The 15,411-nt window shown below is 70.9% G+C and carries 13 protein-coding genes; 12 read left to right on the top strand and 1 reads right to left on the bottom strand.

Going from position 1 to position 15,411, the window contains the following annotated elements; genetic code table 11:
* The first annotated feature begins 53 nt into the window (after positions 1 to 53).
* The 3 genes from wecB (at position 54) to DP939_RS01295 (ending at position 3,873) form a co-directional block, all read left to right on the top strand.
* The gene (gene wecB / locus DP939_RS01305; protein WP_113977851.1) at positions 54 to 1,199 is read left to right on the top strand and encodes a non-hydrolyzing UDP-N-acetylglucosamine 2-epimerase; all 1,146 of its coding nucleotides are present in this window, start codon (positions 54 to 56) and stop codon (positions 1,197 to 1,199) included.
* 32 nt (positions 1,200 to 1,231) lie between these two features.
* The gene (locus DP939_RS01300; RefSeq protein WP_225877990.1) at positions 1,232 to 3,313 is read left to right on the top strand and encodes a glycosyltransferase family protein; all 2,082 of its coding nucleotides are present in this window, start codon (positions 1,232 to 1,234) and stop codon (positions 3,311 to 3,313) included.
* Between the two features lie 65 nt (positions 3,314 to 3,378).
* Entirely contained in the window at positions 3,379 to 3,873 is a 495-nt protein-coding gene (locus tag DP939_RS01295) for a pyridoxamine 5'-phosphate oxidase family protein (RefSeq protein WP_113977849.1), read from the top strand.
* Here the strand turns inward: DP939_RS01295 and DP939_RS01290 are convergent.
* The gene (locus DP939_RS01290) at positions 3,870 to 4,658 is read right to left on the bottom strand and encodes an isocitrate lyase/PEP mutase family protein (RefSeq protein WP_113977847.1); all 789 of its coding nucleotides are present in this window, start codon (positions 4,656 to 4,658) and stop codon (positions 3,870 to 3,872) included. The genes DP939_RS01295 and DP939_RS01290 overlap by 4 nt on opposite strands.
* A gap of 51 nt (positions 4,659 to 4,709) precedes the next feature.
* Here DP939_RS01290 and DP939_RS01285 point away from each other — a divergent pair, with 51 nt between their 5' ends.
* The 9 genes from DP939_RS01285 to DP939_RS49040 all read left to right on the top strand — a co-directional run bounded on the left by DP939_RS01285 (position 4,710) and on the right by DP939_RS49040 (position 15,410).
* Positions 4,710 to 5,756 (top strand): aldo/keto reductase, encoded by a 1,047-nt coding sequence (locus DP939_RS01285; protein ID WP_113977844.1) that lies wholly within the window; start codon positions 4,710 to 4,712, stop codon positions 5,754 to 5,756.
* A 19-nt stretch (positions 5,757 to 5,775) separates the two neighbouring features.
* Positions 5,776 to 6,222, top strand: a complete 447-nt coding sequence (locus tag DP939_RS01280) for a hypothetical protein (RefSeq protein ID WP_113977842.1) — start codon at positions 5,776 to 5,778, stop codon at positions 6,220 to 6,222.
* Positions 6,223 to 6,366: 144 nt separating this feature from the next.
* Entirely contained in the window at positions 6,367 to 6,888 is a 522-nt protein-coding gene (locus DP939_RS01275) for a phospholipase (RefSeq protein WP_113979448.1), read from the top strand.
* A 292-nt stretch (positions 6,889 to 7,180) separates the two neighbouring features.
* A complete protein-coding gene (locus DP939_RS01270) occupies positions 7,181 to 8,704 on the top strand; it encodes a DUF262 domain-containing protein (protein ID WP_113977839.1) in 1,524 nt (507 codons plus the stop codon).
* Complete coding sequence (locus DP939_RS01265; protein WP_225877989.1) at positions 8,697 to 9,899, top strand: type II toxin-antitoxin system HipA family toxin; 1,203 nt, start codon at positions 8,697 to 8,699, stop codon at positions 9,897 to 9,899. The genes DP939_RS01270 and DP939_RS01265 overlap by 8 nt, the downstream gene beginning before the upstream one ends.
* Positions 9,900 to 9,998: 99 nt before the next feature.
* The gene (locus DP939_RS01260; protein ID WP_113977836.1) at positions 9,999 to 10,478 is read left to right on the top strand and encodes a hypothetical protein; all 480 of its coding nucleotides are present in this window, start codon (positions 9,999 to 10,001) and stop codon (positions 10,476 to 10,478) included.
* Between the two features lie 467 nt (positions 10,479 to 10,945).
* Complete coding sequence (locus tag DP939_RS01255; protein WP_158578421.1) at positions 10,946 to 13,504, top strand: sensor histidine kinase; 2,559 nt, start codon at positions 10,946 to 10,948, stop codon at positions 13,502 to 13,504.
* Entirely contained in the window at positions 13,501 to 13,905 is a 405-nt protein-coding gene (locus DP939_RS01250; protein WP_113977831.1) for a roadblock/LC7 domain-containing protein, read from the top strand. The genes DP939_RS01255 and DP939_RS01250 overlap by 4 nt, the downstream gene beginning before the upstream one ends.
* Complete coding sequence (locus tag DP939_RS49040) at positions 13,902 to 15,410, top strand: DUF742 domain-containing protein (RefSeq protein ID WP_318656253.1); 1,509 nt, start codon at positions 13,902 to 13,904, stop codon at positions 15,408 to 15,410. Before DP939_RS01250 ends, DP939_RS49040 begins: the two co-directional genes overlap by 4 nt.
* Position 15,411: the final 1 nt, after the last annotated feature.

Here is a 15,411-nt window from a genome sequence, read left to right as displayed (position 1 = left end):
GCGACCGTACCATAGGCAACGTTTGTCATATCCCGATTAGAAAGGCGAGGTCAATGAGGGAACGTGTCCCCTTGGTGCTCCATGTGCTCGGGGCCAGGCCCAACTTCGTGAAGGCCGCCCCGGTCGTGCGTGGCCTCGCCGAGCTGGACGTTCCCCAGGGGATCATCCACACCGGGCAGCACTACGACGCCCTGATGTCGGACGTCTTCTTCGCCGACCTCGGCCTGCCCGAGCCGCTGGCCAATCTCGGGGTGGGCTCCGGCTCGCACGCCAAGCAGACCGCCGCGCTGCTGACCGGGCTGGAGGAGGTCGTGCTCGAACACGACCCCGGCCTGGTCGTCGTGTACGGCGACGTCAACTCCACGCTGGCCGCGATCCTGGTGTGCGCCAAGCTGGGCATCCCCACCGCGCACGTGGAGGCGGGGCTGCGCTCCTTCGACCGGGCGATGCCCGAAGAGGTCAACCGGGTGGTCACCGACTCCCTGGCCGACCTGCTGTTCGCCACCTCCCCCGAGGCCCTGTCGCACCTGGCGCGCGAGGGCGTGGACCCGGCCAAGGTCCACCTGGTCGGCAACCCGATGATCGACAGCCTGAAGGCCGCGCTGCCGAGGCTGGACGCCAAGGCGGTCCGCCACCGCCTGGGGCTGCCCGAGCACTACGCGGTGGGCACCCTGCACCGCCCCGCCAACGTGGACGACGCCGACGCGGCGCGCGAGCTGGTCACGGCGGTGGCCGAGGTGAGCAGGCAGGTCCCGGTGGTCGTGCCGCTGCACCCGCGGGGCCGCGAGCGGCTGGCCGCCGCCGGGCTGGTGACCGGCGAACGGCTCTCGGTGATCGACCCGCTGGGGTACATCGACTTCCTCTCGCTGGTGCGGGGCGCGGCGCTGGTGGTGACCGACTCCGGGGGCGTTCAGGAGGAGACCACCATGCTGGGCGTGCCGTGCCTGACGCTGCGGGCCAACACCGAGCGGCCGATCACCATCACGCACGGCACCAACCGGCTGGTGACGCCCGCGCAGTTGCCCGCCGCCGCGGAGAAGGCGCTGGCGGACGGCGCGGCGACGCCGAGCGGCGACCTGCCGCCGCTGTGGGACGGGGTCTCCGGGCCGCGGATCGCCCGGGTCCTGGCCGCCTGGCTGCGCGGGGACAACCTGTCACCCGCCGCGCACACTCTGAGCGTTCCCTACCAGAACGGCTGAAAGCCCATAATTCCGGCGGCTACCGCCGTAGCATGACAGATCCCTCGATCGTGAAGGCCGTCACCATGCCAGAAGAGCCCCAGGAACCCATTCCCGACCCGGCTTTCACCCGCCTCGGGCCGGTCAACTGGCTGCCCGAGGAGCGCAAGGTCGTGGAGCGCCACGAGGCCGAGATCAGGGAACTGCGGCGGCGGCTGGAGATCGCCGAGGCCAAGGCCGCGTACGCCAACTGGAAGCTTTCCGCCCTGTCGGCCAAGCGCTCCTACAAGATGGGCGAGGCGCTGAGCGGGCGCAGCCCGGGCGGCGTGGTCCGCGCGATGCGCTCCAAGGACAAGGCCCCGTCCGCGCCCACCCCGGTCACCGAGGTGATCGATACCGTGGAGCGGCGCGGGCCGCAGGTGGACGTGCCGATGGTGAAGTGGCCGGCCGGGCCGGTGGCGCGGCCGGACCTGAAGGTCGCGGTGATCCTGGACGACTTCTCCCGGATGGCCTTCCGGTACGAGTGGGACCAGATCGAGTTCGGGCTGCGCGACTGGCCGGAGATCTTCGCCGAGCGGCGGCCGGAAATCCTGTTCTGCGAGTCGGCCTGGCACGGCAACCAGGGCCGCTGGCGCTACCAGATGACCGGTACCAACGCCCCCAAGCAGGAGCTGCGCGACCTGATCGACTGGTGCCGCGCCGAGGGGATCCCCACGGTCTTCTGGAACAAGGAGGACCCGCCGAACTTCGACTTCTTCATCGACACGGCCAAGCTGTTCGACCACGTGTTCACCTGCGACGGCGACATGGTCCCGAAATATCGGGAAGTGCTGGGCCATGACCGGGTGGACGTCCTCCAGTTCGCCGCGCAGCCGCGCGTCCACAACCCGATCCAGTCCCGCGAGGGCCGCCTGCACGACGTCGTCTTCGCCGGCATGTACTTCCGCGACAAGCACCCCGAGCGCCGCGAGCAGATGGAGACCGTGCTCGCCCCGGTACGCGAGCTGGGCCTGCACATCTACGCCCGCAACGGCGAGGTGGACGAGAAGTACGCCTGGCCGCCGGAGTACGCGCCGCACATCGTCGGCGAACTCCCCTACGACCGGATGCTCGCCGCCTACAAGCTCTACAAGGTCTTCCTCAACGTCAACTCGGTGCTCGACTCCCCCACCATGTGCGCCCGGCGGGTCTTCGAGCTGTCGGCCTGCTCCACGCCGGTGGTGTCGGGGTGGTCGCGGGCCATCGAGGAGACCTTCGGCGACCTGGTGCCGATCGCCCGCGAGCCGATCGAGTCCTACAACCAGGTGCTGCACCTGATCAACAGCCCCGAGCTGCGCGCCCGGCAGGGCCACCTGGCCATGCGCGAGGTGTTCGACAAGCACCTGTTCGCGCACCGGGTGGACCAGATCCTGGGCGTGCTCGGCCGTACACCGGCCCCGCGCGAACGCTCGATCTCCGTCGTGCTGCCCACCAACCGCGCCGCCCAGCTCGAACACGCGATCTCCTCGGTGGCCAAGCAGATCCACCGCCCGACCCAGCTCGTGATGGTCCTGCACGGCCTTTCCATCGACCCCGTCGTGGTGGCCGACAAGGCCCGCGTGGCGGGCATCACGGACGTCGTCGTCCTGCCCGCCGACCCCTCGCTGTCCCTGGGCGCGTGCCTCAACCTCGGCATCGCCGCCGCCGACGGCGACTACATCGCCAAGATGGACGACGACAACCTGTACGGCGAGCACTACCTGTCCGACCTCGTACGCGCCTTCGACTACACCGACGCCGAACTCGTCGGCAAGGGCGCCCACTACACCTACTTCGAGGGCATGAACACCACCATGCTCCGGTTGCCAGGGCTGGAGCACCGCTACGCCCACCTGGTCCAGGGCGGCACCTTCCTGGGCCGCGCCGAGATGTTCCGGGCCTACCCCTTCGAGGACGTCACCCGCGGCGAGGACACCCGCATGGTCCGCGCGCTCAAGGCCGACGGCGTCAAGATCTACTCCGCCGACCGCTTCAACTTCGTCTACTGGCGCAGCGCCGACGCCGACATGCACACCTGGCAGGCCGACCACATCAAGCTGACCCGCAACGCGCAGTTCTCCTTCGTGGGGCACCCGGAGGCGCACGTCCTCATCTGAGCCTCATCTGGGCCTCATCTGGGCCTCATCTGGGCCGGGGGACAATGCCGGGGACAATAAGGTCCATGCGTGAGACACCGGACGAACTCGCCGCACTTCAGCGACTCCTGGACGACTCCCTTTCCGGATCGACCGCGCACCTGCGGTCGATCGTCGGGGCCGGTGACCGGGCGCTGACCGCCGAGCGGCTGACCGGCCTGCTCGACGGCATGCGGACACTGGCCATCTCCACGGTGACCGCCAAGGGCGAGCCCCGGATCAGCGCGGGCGACGGCCACTTCCTGCACGGCCGGTGGGTGTTCGGCACGAGTACGACCGCGGCCAAGGCCCGCCACCTCGCCGCCCGCCCGGCCGTCAGCGTCGCCCTCATCGAAGGCGAACGCCTCGGCGTCTTCACCCACGGCACCGCGCACCCGCTCAACCCGGCCGACGGCCCGGCCCACCCGGCGTGGCCGGACGTCCTGCCCTACCTCGACGAGTTCTACGGCGACTTCATGCGCCGCGGCGACCTGGCCTTCTACCGGGTCGAACCGCACTGGATGGTCGCCTGGGCGTCCTAGAAGTACTCGCCGGCGAGCATTCGCTGCACTTCGGCGTAGGACGGGATCGGGGCTTCGGGCACGGTGCCGGTGTCGCGGATGGCGGTGGCCGCGCTCACCGCGGCGTGCAGCGCGGTGCGGTAGAGCAGTGAGCCCAGGCTGACCCGGCGGACGCCGAGGCCGGCCAGCCGGTCGACGTCGGTGCGGCCCGGCAGGAACAGCACGTTGAGCGGCAGCGGGACGTCCCTGACCAGGGCGGCGATGTCGGCCTCCCGGGCCACGCCGGGGACGAACACGCCGTCGGCCCCCGCGCCCGCGTACGCCTCGACCCGCCGCAGCGTCGCCGCCAGGTCCGGCTCGGCGGCACCGGCCAGCCAGAACGTGTCGGTGCGGGCGTTGATGAAGATCCCCGGGGCGGCCGACCTGGCGGCCGCGATCACGGCGGTCTGGTGGTCCACCGGCGTCAGGGAGCCGTCCGCGCGGCCGTCCTCGATGTTGACCCCGGCGATGCCGTACCCGGCCAGCTCCGCGACCAGCGCGGCGACCTCGTCGGGGTCGTCGGAGAAACCGTTCTCGGCGTCCACGCTCACCGGCACGGGCAGCCGGGCCAGCAGCCGCGCCAGGGCCAGGGTCTCCGCCCGGGTGTCCCCGGCCGCGTCCGGCCTGCCCGCCGCCGCGGCCACGCCCAGGCTGGTCGTACCGACCGCCGCGAACCCGGCCCGCGCCAGCGCCGCCCCGGTGGCGTAGTCCCACGCGTTCGGCAGCAGCAGCGGACGTCCGGCGTGGTGCAGATCGCGAAAGCTCATCTCTGAAACCTAGTTGACCTGGAGTGCAGTCCACTTCCTAGTGTCGCCCGCATGAGATATCGCTTTCTGGGCGGCACCGGGATAGAGGTCAGCGTCCACTGTCTCGGGGCCATGATGTTCGGCGCGATAGCCAACCGCGACCACGACGAGTGCGTACGGATCGTCCACGCCGCGCTGGACCACGGCATCAACTTCGTGGACACCGCCGACATGTACTCGGCGGGCGAGTCGGAGGAGATCGTGGGCAAGGCGCTCAAGGGCCGCAGGAACGAGGTGGTGCTGGCCACCAAGGTCCACTTCCCGATGGGCGAGGGCCGCAACCGCGGCGGCAACTCCCGGCGCTGGATCACCACCGCCGTCGAGGACAGCCTGCGGCGGCTGGACACCGACTGGATCGACCTCTACCAGATCCACCGCCCCGACCCCTGGACCGACATCGAGGAGACCCTGTGGGTGCTCGGCGACCTCGTGACCCAGGGCAAGATCCGGGCCTTCGGGTGCTCCACCTTCCCGCCGGAGGAGATCGTGGCGGCCCACCACGTCGCCGAGCGGCGCGGCCTGCCCCGGTTCCGTACCGAGCAGCCGCCGTACTCGCTGCTGGCCAGGGGCGCGGAGAGGTCCATGCTGCCGGTGTGTCAGCGGTACGGGATGGGGGTGCTCACCTGGGGGCCGCTGGCCTCGGGGTTCCTGACCGGGAAGTACCGCAAGGGCCGGTCGGCGGACCTGACCGCGGGGCGGGCGGCGTACGAGCCCGCGTGGTTCGACCCGGACCGTCCGGAGAACGCCGCGAAGTACACGGCCGTCGAGGAACTGGTCGCCCTGGCCGGCGAACTCGGCCGCACGCTGCCGGAACTGGCCGTGGCGTTCGCGGCGGCGCACCCGGCCGTCACCTCGGTGATCATCGGCCCCCGCACGATGGACCAGCTCACCGTACTGCTCGACGGCGCCTCCCTGACGCTGGACGACGCCGCGCTCGACCGGATCGACGAGATCGTGCCGCCCGGCACCGACCTCTACGACCCGAACGCCTGGCGTCCCCTGGCGCTGACCGACCCGGCCCTGCGCCGCCGCCCGCTGTCCGAGCGGGCCGCGGCCTGAAGGTGCTTCACTAGAGGGCATGCGGAGCCGAGCGGGCCTCGTCCTGGCCGCCGCCGGGTGCGTACCGGCCGTGGCGCTGACGGTGTGGTGGCTGGTGGGCGACCTCAGCGCCGACGTACCGCCGGGCGCCCCGCTCGACCACTCGGTCCGGCCACCCGACCTCGCCCCCTGGGCGGAGACCGCCATCGGCGCGGGCGCGCTCGTGGTGGCGGCGGGCACGCTCGCCGTACTGGTACGCGCCTCCGCGCGGCGCGGTTTCGACCGGCGGTGGTGGGCAACGCTCGTGCCCCTGCTCGCCGCGGCGGCCCTGACCGGGTTCGGCTGGCGGGTGGTGACCGCCGGTTCGGTCGGCGCGAACGTCGGGGCCGGGCTGGTCGTCATCGTGGGCGGCCCGGTCGTGGCCCTGCTGGTGCTGTGGAGCGCCGGCTGGTCGATACGGCTGCTGCTGGCCCGCCGCGTCGTGTAAACGGCGATCCTGCGCGAACACCGGGCGGGAAATTGAGCATGATCTGATTCGGCCTGCCCGGTCGTACGGGCTCATCGTGGTGTCGTCAGGCGAACCTTGCCACGACATGATTCCGTGCTCCCCCCGTACGAGAAGCAGGTTGTCATGGTCAGACGATGCCTCGCCGCGTCATCCACCCTCGCCCTCTCCCTGATCGCCCTCCTGGCCTTCGCGCTGCCCGCCCAGGCGGCCGTCACCCTGGAGCAGAAGCTCGCCGCCCTGTCCCAGTTCTCCCAGCCCACCGCGGGCAGCGCCGCCGCCTGGCACTCCGCCTGGCAGAACCAGGCGGCCTGGGCCGACTACGCGTTCGACTGGTCCACCGACCTGTGCTCCAGCAGCCCCGACCAGCCGCTCGGCTTCGACTTCCGGACGCCCTGCCGCCGGCACGACTTCGGCTACCGCAACTACAAGCTCGTGAACCGCTTCCCGGCCAACAAGCCCCGGATCGACGACGCCTTCTACTTCGACATGAAACAGGTGTGCGCGGGCTACTCGGGCATCGCCAAGGCCACCTGCGACGGCCTGGCCTGGACCTACTACCAGGCGGTCCGCGAGTTCGGCGACCTGGTGGTCACCGACCAGCAGATCCGGCGCATCCAGCAGGAGGTCCAGCGCCGCGCCTCCTGAGACTCACCCCGCCCCCCGGGGAATAGTCCCGCCCCCCTGATGGTTGACCCCATCGTGGCCGGTGTGCCCAATGTCCCCGGGCCTCACCATTCATGCCTTCGCGGACTACCGTCCGGCTGGAGCCGCGTTGAGCCTTTCGCCGAGAGGCGACATGCACATCGGCCCAAGCACCAAGAACCGCCCGCCCCCCTCGACCGGGGGCGGGCGGTTCTCTTTCCCTGACCATGGCCGTGCGTAGCGGCCGGGTCAAGGGGCGGCGTGGGGCTATGGTGGTCCCGGAAGGAGGCCGGGGGTGCCACCAGTTTCCCGACCGAAGGTCGAAAGCGTCTCGCCGGGCGACCTGGTGGAGTACGCACTCCAGGGCCGTCTCCGCATCCCGTCCATCTATCAGTGGGACCGCGCCGACGTCACTCTGCTGTTCGACAGCATCCTGCGCGGCTATCCCATCGGCCAACTGCTGGTATGGCAGCGACCCGCCACCGCAGGAACGATCTTCGTCGGTCACCTGCGAATCGAGGCCCCGGCGGTGGGCGACGCGTACTGGGTGGTGGACGGCCAGCAGCGGATCACCAGCCTGGTCGGCGCGCTCACCGCGACCGATGAGACGGTCGACCCACGCTTCCGCATATTCTTCGACCTCGCGAGCGAGTCCTTCGTCGCGCTGTCCCGATTGCAACGGCCGGCAGACGATCAGTTCCCGATGTCCCTCGTCCTGGACACCACCGGAACGAACGCCTGGCTACAGGCCCGGCCAGAGTTGAGCGACCGGCAGATCGCCCTGGCCGACCAGGTCATCGCCGGTGTCCGTGACTACAAGATCCCCATGTACATCGTCGCCGGAGACGACGACCACACCCTGCGCGACATCTTTCAGCGGACGAACACCCGTGGAAACCCGCTGACGGACGTAGAGGTGTTCGGCACACTGCTCTCAACAGACGATGAGAAACAACGCGGTGATCTGCACACCCTGGGCAGCGCCGTGCACGCCTTCGGCTTCGGCGAGATTCCCGAGCCGGTTCTCCGGCAAAGCCTGCTGGCCGTCGGCGACCCTGCCCGTACTGAGACGGCGCTGGGCCATGTCGTGGACTTCTTCCGCGACGAAGCGGGCATCCCGCACGCCTGGCTCATTCCGCACCCCGAGTACATCCCCGTCCTGGCGATCTTCATGGCCGAGTTCGGCCCACCGCGAGGCAGAGCCGCCGAACTCCTCCGCCGCTGGGTCTGGCGAGGCATGGTGGGCGAGCCCGTCGAGGACGACACGGTGTTCCTCCGGGCCGTGCACACCGACCCGCTCGCCAGCGCCCAACGGCTGATCGGGCTCCTGCCAGCGCTCCAGGGGTGGCGGCCGGACATCTCGGAGACCCGGCTCACCCACCCCAAGGCCAAGGTCAATTTCCTCGGCCTGCTGTCTCTGGCGCCCAGGCACCTGCCCATGGGTGGACATCGCCAGGGCGAGCCGATCGATGTCGCCCCGCTGCTCGAAGTCACCGACCCTCTGGTCCCCGTTCTCGACGACTCCAGCTCGCTGGGCAGGGGGATGGCGAACCACCTCATTCTGCCCCTCGCCGAGGCCGGTGATCTCGCCGAGCGGCTCCGCTGGGACACGTTCGACGAGCGCGTACTGGCCAGCCACTGCCTGGACGCGCAATTCCTAGAGCTGCTCCGGTTCGGGCCCCCGCACCGCTTCCTGGAGGCGCGCGCCAAGGCCGTCGAGGCGGTGATCTACCGGTATGTCCAAGATCGCGCTCTGTTCGGTTTCCCGGATGGCCCCGATGTGACCGCGCTCCTGGGCGAGGATGACGAACGTGACTGAGACGGCGACCGCCGGAGTGTTCATCGGCACCCGCCGGGTCGGCACCCTGGGCTACCGCGCGGGCAACACCTGGTTCGACTACGAGGACAGAGATCCGGTCCATCCCGTCCTCGGCCAGGGGTTCGAGGCCAACCCCGGCAAGCGCCGGTCCGCCAGCGGTTCGGTGCCCGAGTGGTTCGCCAATCTGCTGCCCGAGCCGGGCAGCGGCCTGCGCACCCTGATCGCCCGCGAACTCGGCCGCGCCAACCCGCACGACTTCCAGGTCCTGCTGTTTCTGGGCGAGGACCTGCCGGGAAACGTACGTGTGGTACCCGAGCGTGGCATCCCCGCCATTCCCGAATTCGACCTCAGGCCCGCCTCCGACAGTGGCGGCATGGTCAGGTTCTCGCTGGCAGGCGTACAGGAGAAGTTCTCCATGCGCTGGGAGGGCAAGGGTCTGGTCCTGCCCATGTCCGGTCAGGGCGGCGACTGGATCGTCAAACTGCCCGATCGGCGTTTCCCCGAAGTACCGGCGAACGAATTCTCCATGCTGACCTGGGCGCGGCTCATCGGCATCGATGTGCCGGAGATCCGGCTGCTCACCGGGGCCGACCTCAGCGGCCTTCCGGACGGCCTGATCCGTCCCGAAGAGCGGGCCTTCGCGGTACGGCGCTTCGACCGGCTCCCTGCCGGACGCGTCCATCAGGAGGATTTCGCGCAGATCAGGGAGGTCGCGGTGGCCTCGAAGTACGAGCGGGCCACCTATACCGGGCTGGCCAGGTTCATCAACGCCGTCTGCCCGCAGGATCTGGCGGAGTACCTGCGCAGGCTCACCATGGTCGTGGTCATGGGCAATCTCGACGCGCATCTCAAGAACTGGACGCTGCGTTATCCGGACGGGGTGAGCGCGCGGCTTTCCCCGGCGTACGACTTCGTCTCGGTGTCCTCCTATGACGAGTTCCGCGCCGAAGAACTGGCCTTTCCGGTGAACGGCGGCAGAGTGGCCAAGCTGGTGACCCTGGACAATTTTCGCAGCCTCGCCGAACGCGCCCGGATCGAACCCGACATGGCGCTGAGCGTCGTGCGGGAGACCATCGGCGCACTGGTCGACACATGGCCGCAGGTCAAGGCGGAGGGCACCCTCCCAGCCTTCGTGGCCGCCCATATCGAGGAACGGTTGCGGTCGTTGCCGCTGATCGCACAGGCGGCGGGCTGACCCGGCGGGCGGCCTGAAGGTAAAGGGAGGGTCAAGGTACGGTGGGAAGATCCCCCCGGCCCTATTTGGCCCGATTGTCCAGGAAGAGCAAGGAGTCACATGTTCCGGAGGTCTCTGTCGGTTCTGGCCGCGGCCGGTATCGCGTTGGCGGCGCAGGTGGCGCTGCCCCAGGCGGCCCAGGCGGGCGCGTACGGGTGCGCCGGTTCGCTGGTCGGGACCTGGAAGGTCCCGTTGAAGGACGCGCTGAGCGGCAAAACCTACTACCGCAGCGACATCAAGCTCTACTACAACGCGTCCAACGGCTGGAACTGCGCGGTCCTCGCCAAGCGCCCCGGCCTCCCGAGGTACGGCGAGCGCACCCCGCTGTGGATCGAGATGTACAACTCACGGTGGGCCGAGGACAACTGGAAGAACAACTACGACCAGGAGCAGGGCAAATTCAAGTACTACGCCGGGCCGGTCAAGGTCTACGGGAAGAACCTGTGCCTGTCCATCCGTGTACGCCACGCCGACCACGGCCCGGGCGGTAAGACCTCCTACAACGGTGGCCGCAACCTCACCGGCGTGGCCTGCCGCTGACCCCTCGGGGATGTAGGGGACACTGGTTCGAGGGCAGGCGCGGCGGCCGGGTGCCACGAAGGATCTTCGGGAAACCTCAGGCACGATGACGATCTTGGCGGACTCTCGCCAGGAGTTTTTCCAAGGTCGTCAAGTTTTGTGTAATCGCAGGTCAACCGCTCCGGCCGGGCACCCGCATCGGCCGTCGCCGCGCCACCCCTCGCCCGTCCCACAATCCGCGATACGCCCAGGTCACACCGGGAGACGCAGATCGAAGCCGCCCTCACGACCGCATCTGCGAAAGCAGAACGACATGCGCGTCTCCAATGCACCCAATCCTTATTTGGTGCTAGTCTCCTGAGCGATCTTCCCGGAGGTGGATTTACCGGTATATGTGAGACGCGACGGCAAGCCTCCAGACACTCATGAGGTTGGGACGAGTGCGCATGGCTTCGAGAAACCGGTCAATTCGGTTTAAAATCTCCCTGTTGCTGCTGCTACCGCTCCTCTCGCTGAGCGCTCTGTGGGGCTTCGTCCTAAATGTCACGGTCAGCGATGGCATGGCATTGCTTCGCGCCGATGCGCTTTACCAGACCATCGGCGTCACCGCCACCGATCTGGGCGCCCAGCTCCAGGCCGAGCGGGCCCGGTCCACCGTGGCGATCAGTTCCCGCGTGGTCACCAGTGAACTCGGCGCGCAGCGTGCCACCACCGATCAGGCCGTACGCAAGCTGCGCGGCGCCGAGGCCGCCGGAACCGCGCGCGGCGACATCGGCGCCGAACTCCGCGTCCCCCTCACCGCCCTGTTCACCCAGCTCGACCTCCTTCCCGCGGTCCGGGCCGGGATCGACAGCGGGCGCAGCGACCGGCTGACCGCGCTCACCGACTACAACACGATCCTTGACCGCGTCTACCGGCTCTATGACCAGCTCGTCGCCGTCCCCGACATGTCGATCTACCAGCAGGCCGGGGCGATGCAGGCGATGGGCAACGCCCGCGAGATCATCGCCAGGCAGAACGCCCTGATCAGCGGCGCGCTCATCGACCAGCGGATCACGCCCGCCGAGCACGGGGCCTTCACCGAGTACGTCTCCACCCGCCGCTTCCTGCACGCCCGCGGGATCTCCTCGCTCGACGCCGAGCTGCGCGAGCCGTACCAGAAGCTGCTCGCCTCCACGGCGTTCAAGCAGTTCACCACGCTGGAGGACCAGCTCGTCCAGGCGTCGGCGAAGGGCTCGCTGCCGTCCGGGGCCGAGCGCTGGCGGACCACCGTGGACGAGATCTCCGCCTCCCTGGACGAGCTGAGCGCGTCGTCCTCGGCCGTACTCGCCGCCCGCTCCGGGTCCGTCGCCACCGACATCCTGGTCAGGATCGCCATCGCCGGGGGTCTCGGCCTGCTCGCGGTGATCGTGTCCATCCTGATCTCGGTCCGCTTCGGCCGCCGCCTGGCCCGCGACCTGGCCGGACTGCGCCGGGCGGCCACCGAGCTGGCCGGAGTACGGCTGCCGCGGATCGTGGAGCGGCTGCGCCGGGGCGAGCGCGTGGACGTCGAGACCGAGGCCCCGCCGATCGTCGTCAGCGGGTCGGCCGAGGTCAAGGACGTCGCCGAGGCGTTCGGGTCGGTGCAGCGGACCGCCGTCCAGGCCGCCGTCGGCCAGGCCAACCTGCGGCGCGGCGTCGGCCAGGTCTTCCTCAACCTGGCCAGGCGCAAGCAGAGCCTGCTGCACCGCCAGCTCGCCCTCCTGGACGCCATGCAGCGCAGGACCGACGACCCCGACGCCCTGGACGACCTCTTCAAGCTGGACCACCTCACCACCCGGATGCGCCGGCACGCCGAAGGGCTGATCATCCTGTCCGGGGCCACCCCCGGGCGGGCGTGGCGCAACCCGGTGCCGGTGGTCGACGTACTGCGCGCGGCCGTGGCCGAGGTCGAGGACTACACGCGGGTCAGCGTGCAGCCGGTACCGGAGACGGCCCTGGACGGCTCGGCCGTCGCCGACGTCACCCACCTGATCGCCGAACTGGTGGAGAACGCCACGGTGTACTCCCCCGCCGAGACGACCGTCATGGTCCGTGGGGACCTGGTCGCCAACGGGTTCGCGGTCGAGGTGGAGGACCGGGGGCTGGGGCTGCTGCCCGAGGAGTACGAGGCGATCAACGAGCGGCTGGCGGGGCCGCCGGAGTTCGATCTGGCCGACAGCGACCGGCTGGGGCTGTTCGTGGTCGGGCAGCTCGCCGCCCGGCACGGCATCCGCGTGGTGCTGCGGGCCTCGCCGTACGGCGGGACGGTCGCGATCGTGCTGCTGCCCCGGACACTGCTGGCCGACTCGCGCGTGGCACAGCCCGCCGTGGTGCCCGCGCAGCGCCGTACGCTGCCCGGCTCCCGGCGGCGGGCCGCCCGCGCCGCGGCCCGGGAACTGGCCCAGCGGACCACCCCGCCCACCGCCGGGGACGAACGGCCCGCGCTGGAGCCCGTGGGCGGCGAGAGCGCGCCCGGGGCCTTCACGCCGCCCGAGAAGCGCGAGGAGCACGCGGAGGGCGCGGAGGACGCGGAGGGCGCGGCGCAGGAGGAGCCCACGGGGCACGAGGGACCGAAGCCGCCGCTGCCGACCCGCCGCGCGCGCCGTACGACTCCGTCGTCGCTTTCCGTGGTCCCCGGTGAGAGCTCCGAGCCCGACGCCGGGGAGGCCGTACCGGTCACCCCCGCCCGCAGTACCCCCTCCGGCGCGATCCCCGGAGCCGCGCCCGAGCCGGAGCCCGCGCCGTCCGCGAGCGGTGAGGCGGCGCCCGGCGAGACCACCGACGCCGGACTACCCCGGCGGGTGCCGCAGGCCGGCCTGGCACCACAACTTCGCCAGGATGCGGCGGACGAGGACCCCGCGAAGGGGGAGACTGATCCGGAAGACCCGGACGCGGATCCCGACGCGTCCGAGCGCTCTCCCGAGGAAGTACGCGCGATCTTTTCCGCCTTCCAGCGTGGCGCGCGGCGCGGCCGGGAGGATGCTCACTACGTTCATCAGACGACTGTCGACAAGAGGGACGAATGACCCCGCACCCTAGCAATACCGGTGAGTTGAACTGGCTGCTGGACGACCTCACCACCCGGGTGGGCGCGATCAGCCAGGCGGTGCTGCTGTCCACCGACGGGCTTCCCGTCGGCTCCTCCTCCGGGCTCAGCCGGGAGGACGCCGAACACCTCGCCGCGGTCGCCTCCGGGTTCCAGAGCCTGGCCCGGGGTACGGGGCGGCACTTCGGCGGCGGGGACGTGCGGCAGACCATCGTGGAGATGGAGACGGCGTTCATGTTCGTCAGCGCGGCGGCACAGGGCACCTGCCTGGCCGTGCTGGCCACGGAGGGCGCCGACGTGGGTCACGTCGCCTATGAGATGGCCATGCTGGTCAAGCGGGTCGGCCAGCACATCGCGACACCACCACGGGGCGGCTCGTGAACTCCCACGACCACACCACCCCCGGCACAGACCCGGCCACCGAGACCATGGCCGCCATCCCCGCGAACCCCCCGCCCCCCGCCCCGGACACCCCTCCAGAGGGCACGGACGCCGGTGCCGCCGAGAAGGGCAGGGGCGAGCAGGGGGCGACGGCTCGGCGGCCCGTGGCGGACGGGGCTTCCACGGCTGGGCAGGAGCCTCGTACGGCTCCCGGCAGGCCGCGCCCCCGCGTGGAGCCGGGCGGGCGAGGCGCGTCCGGTGCGCCGGAGCGGGCCCCCCGGGAAGGGCGGCCCGCCATGGGGCAGGGCGATCGGCCCTGGCCCACCCGGGACGGCGGCGGACCGGCCGAGAGGACACCTCAGCGTCCGGTCCAACCACCGGGACAAGACCCCCGCTCGACGCCCAAACAGGGACTTTCCGGCCTGGAGCGGAGGGCCGCCCGGCGCAGGGCGGCACAGGAGGCCGCGGCCAAGCGCGCCCAGGAGCAGGGCGTGCCGATCAGCCGTCCCCCCGAGGCCAGGCCCACGCCGGGCCGTACGGCACGGCGCAGGAGCCAGCCGCCCCCCTCCTCCTCCAACCGCATCCCCGCCAGGGACGAGCGCGTCTGGCCCCTCCCGGACGCCACCCCTCCCCCGGCCCGCCCGACCCCTCAACCGCAGCCCGCGCCGGAAGAGGCCCCTCCCAGGGCGATGCAAGACCGCCCCGTCCGGCCGGTACGACGTACCGAGCAGGCTCCCGGCGGCACGCCACAGGCACAAGAGCGGCCCGCGCCCACCCGGCCGGCGCGACAGCCCGAGGAAGCGCCCCGCAAGGCGGCACAAGAGCGCCCGGCACCACCCGCCCAGCCGGCACAGCACGCCGAGGAAGCCCCCCGCAAGGCGGTGCAGGAGCGCCCGGCGCCCCCGCGGCCCATCAACGCCCCCGGGCAGGACCGGCGGCCAAGAGGTGGAACCGGACCGCTTCCGGTACGCCGTGCGGAAGAACCCGCCCCGGCGACCGGCCAAGCCCTCCCCGCCGCCGAACCCCCTGGACCCCCCAACGGACCGGACCAGGCCCCCCACGCACCCGCGCACCACCTTCACCCACCGGCCAACCGGCCCCCCGGTCCTCCCGTACGGCCGGCGCCCCCCGAGCCACCGGCCGAGTACCAGTGGCTGGACGAAGAAGCCGGACCGGTCGTCCGGCCGTACGCGCTGATCAACGGGCGTACCCGGTCCAGCGGCCCGCCCATCGACCTGATCGCGATGGTGGTGGCGACGGGCGAACGTCCCCCCAGCGGCACGGTCCTCGGACCGGAGCAGGAAAAGGTACTGGCCCGCACCCGGCGGGCCGCGTCGGTGGCCGATGTGGCGGCCGAACTGGACCTGGCCGTCGGCGTGGTCCGTGTCATCCTGGGCGACCTGCGGGACATGGAGCTCATCGTGATCCGCCCGCCCGCCCCCGTGGCGACGTTCACCGGCGAACACATCCTCAAGGACGTGATCAACGGCCTCCGGGCCCTCTAGA

The sequence above is a fragment of the Spongiactinospora rosea genome (genome assembly GCF_003315795.1).
GTDB lineage: Bacteria > Actinomycetota > Actinomycetes > Streptosporangiales > Streptosporangiaceae > Spongiactinospora > Spongiactinospora rosea.
Note: the sequence above shows the minus strand (reverse complement) of the source record. Positions and strands in the feature narration are given on the sequence as shown.

What these genes read in the sequence shown, in the direction of transcription:
- wecB (WP_113977851.1), top strand. Translation starts at nt 54, where the DNA reads ATGAGGGAACGTGTCCCCTTGGTGCTCCATGTGCTCGGGGCCAGGCCC.
- DP939_RS01300 (WP_225877990.1), top strand. Translation starts at nt 1,232, where the DNA reads ATGACAGATCCCTCGATCGTGAAGGCCGTCACCATGCCAGAAGAGCCC.
- DP939_RS01295 (WP_113977849.1), top strand. Translation starts at nt 3,379, where the DNA reads ATGCGTGAGACACCGGACGAACTCGCCGCACTTCAGCGACTCCTGGAC.
- DP939_RS01290 (WP_113977847.1), bottom strand. Translation starts at nt 4,658, where the DNA reads ATGAGCTTTCGCGATCTGCACCACGCCGGACGTCCGCTGCTGCTGCCG.
- DP939_RS01285 (WP_113977844.1), top strand. Translation starts at nt 4,710, where the DNA reads ATGAGATATCGCTTTCTGGGCGGCACCGGGATAGAGGTCAGCGTCCAC.
- DP939_RS01280 (WP_113977842.1), top strand. Translation starts at nt 5,776, where the DNA reads ATGCGGAGCCGAGCGGGCCTCGTCCTGGCCGCCGCCGGGTGCGTACCG.
- DP939_RS01275 (WP_113979448.1), top strand. Translation starts at nt 6,367, where the DNA reads ATGGTCAGACGATGCCTCGCCGCGTCATCCACCCTCGCCCTCTCCCTG.
- DP939_RS01260 (WP_113977836.1), top strand. Translation starts at nt 9,999, where the DNA reads ATGTTCCGGAGGTCTCTGTCGGTTCTGGCCGCGGCCGGTATCGCGTTG.
- DP939_RS01250 (WP_113977831.1), top strand. Translation starts at nt 13,501, where the DNA reads ATGACCCCGCACCCTAGCAATACCGGTGAGTTGAACTGGCTGCTGGAC.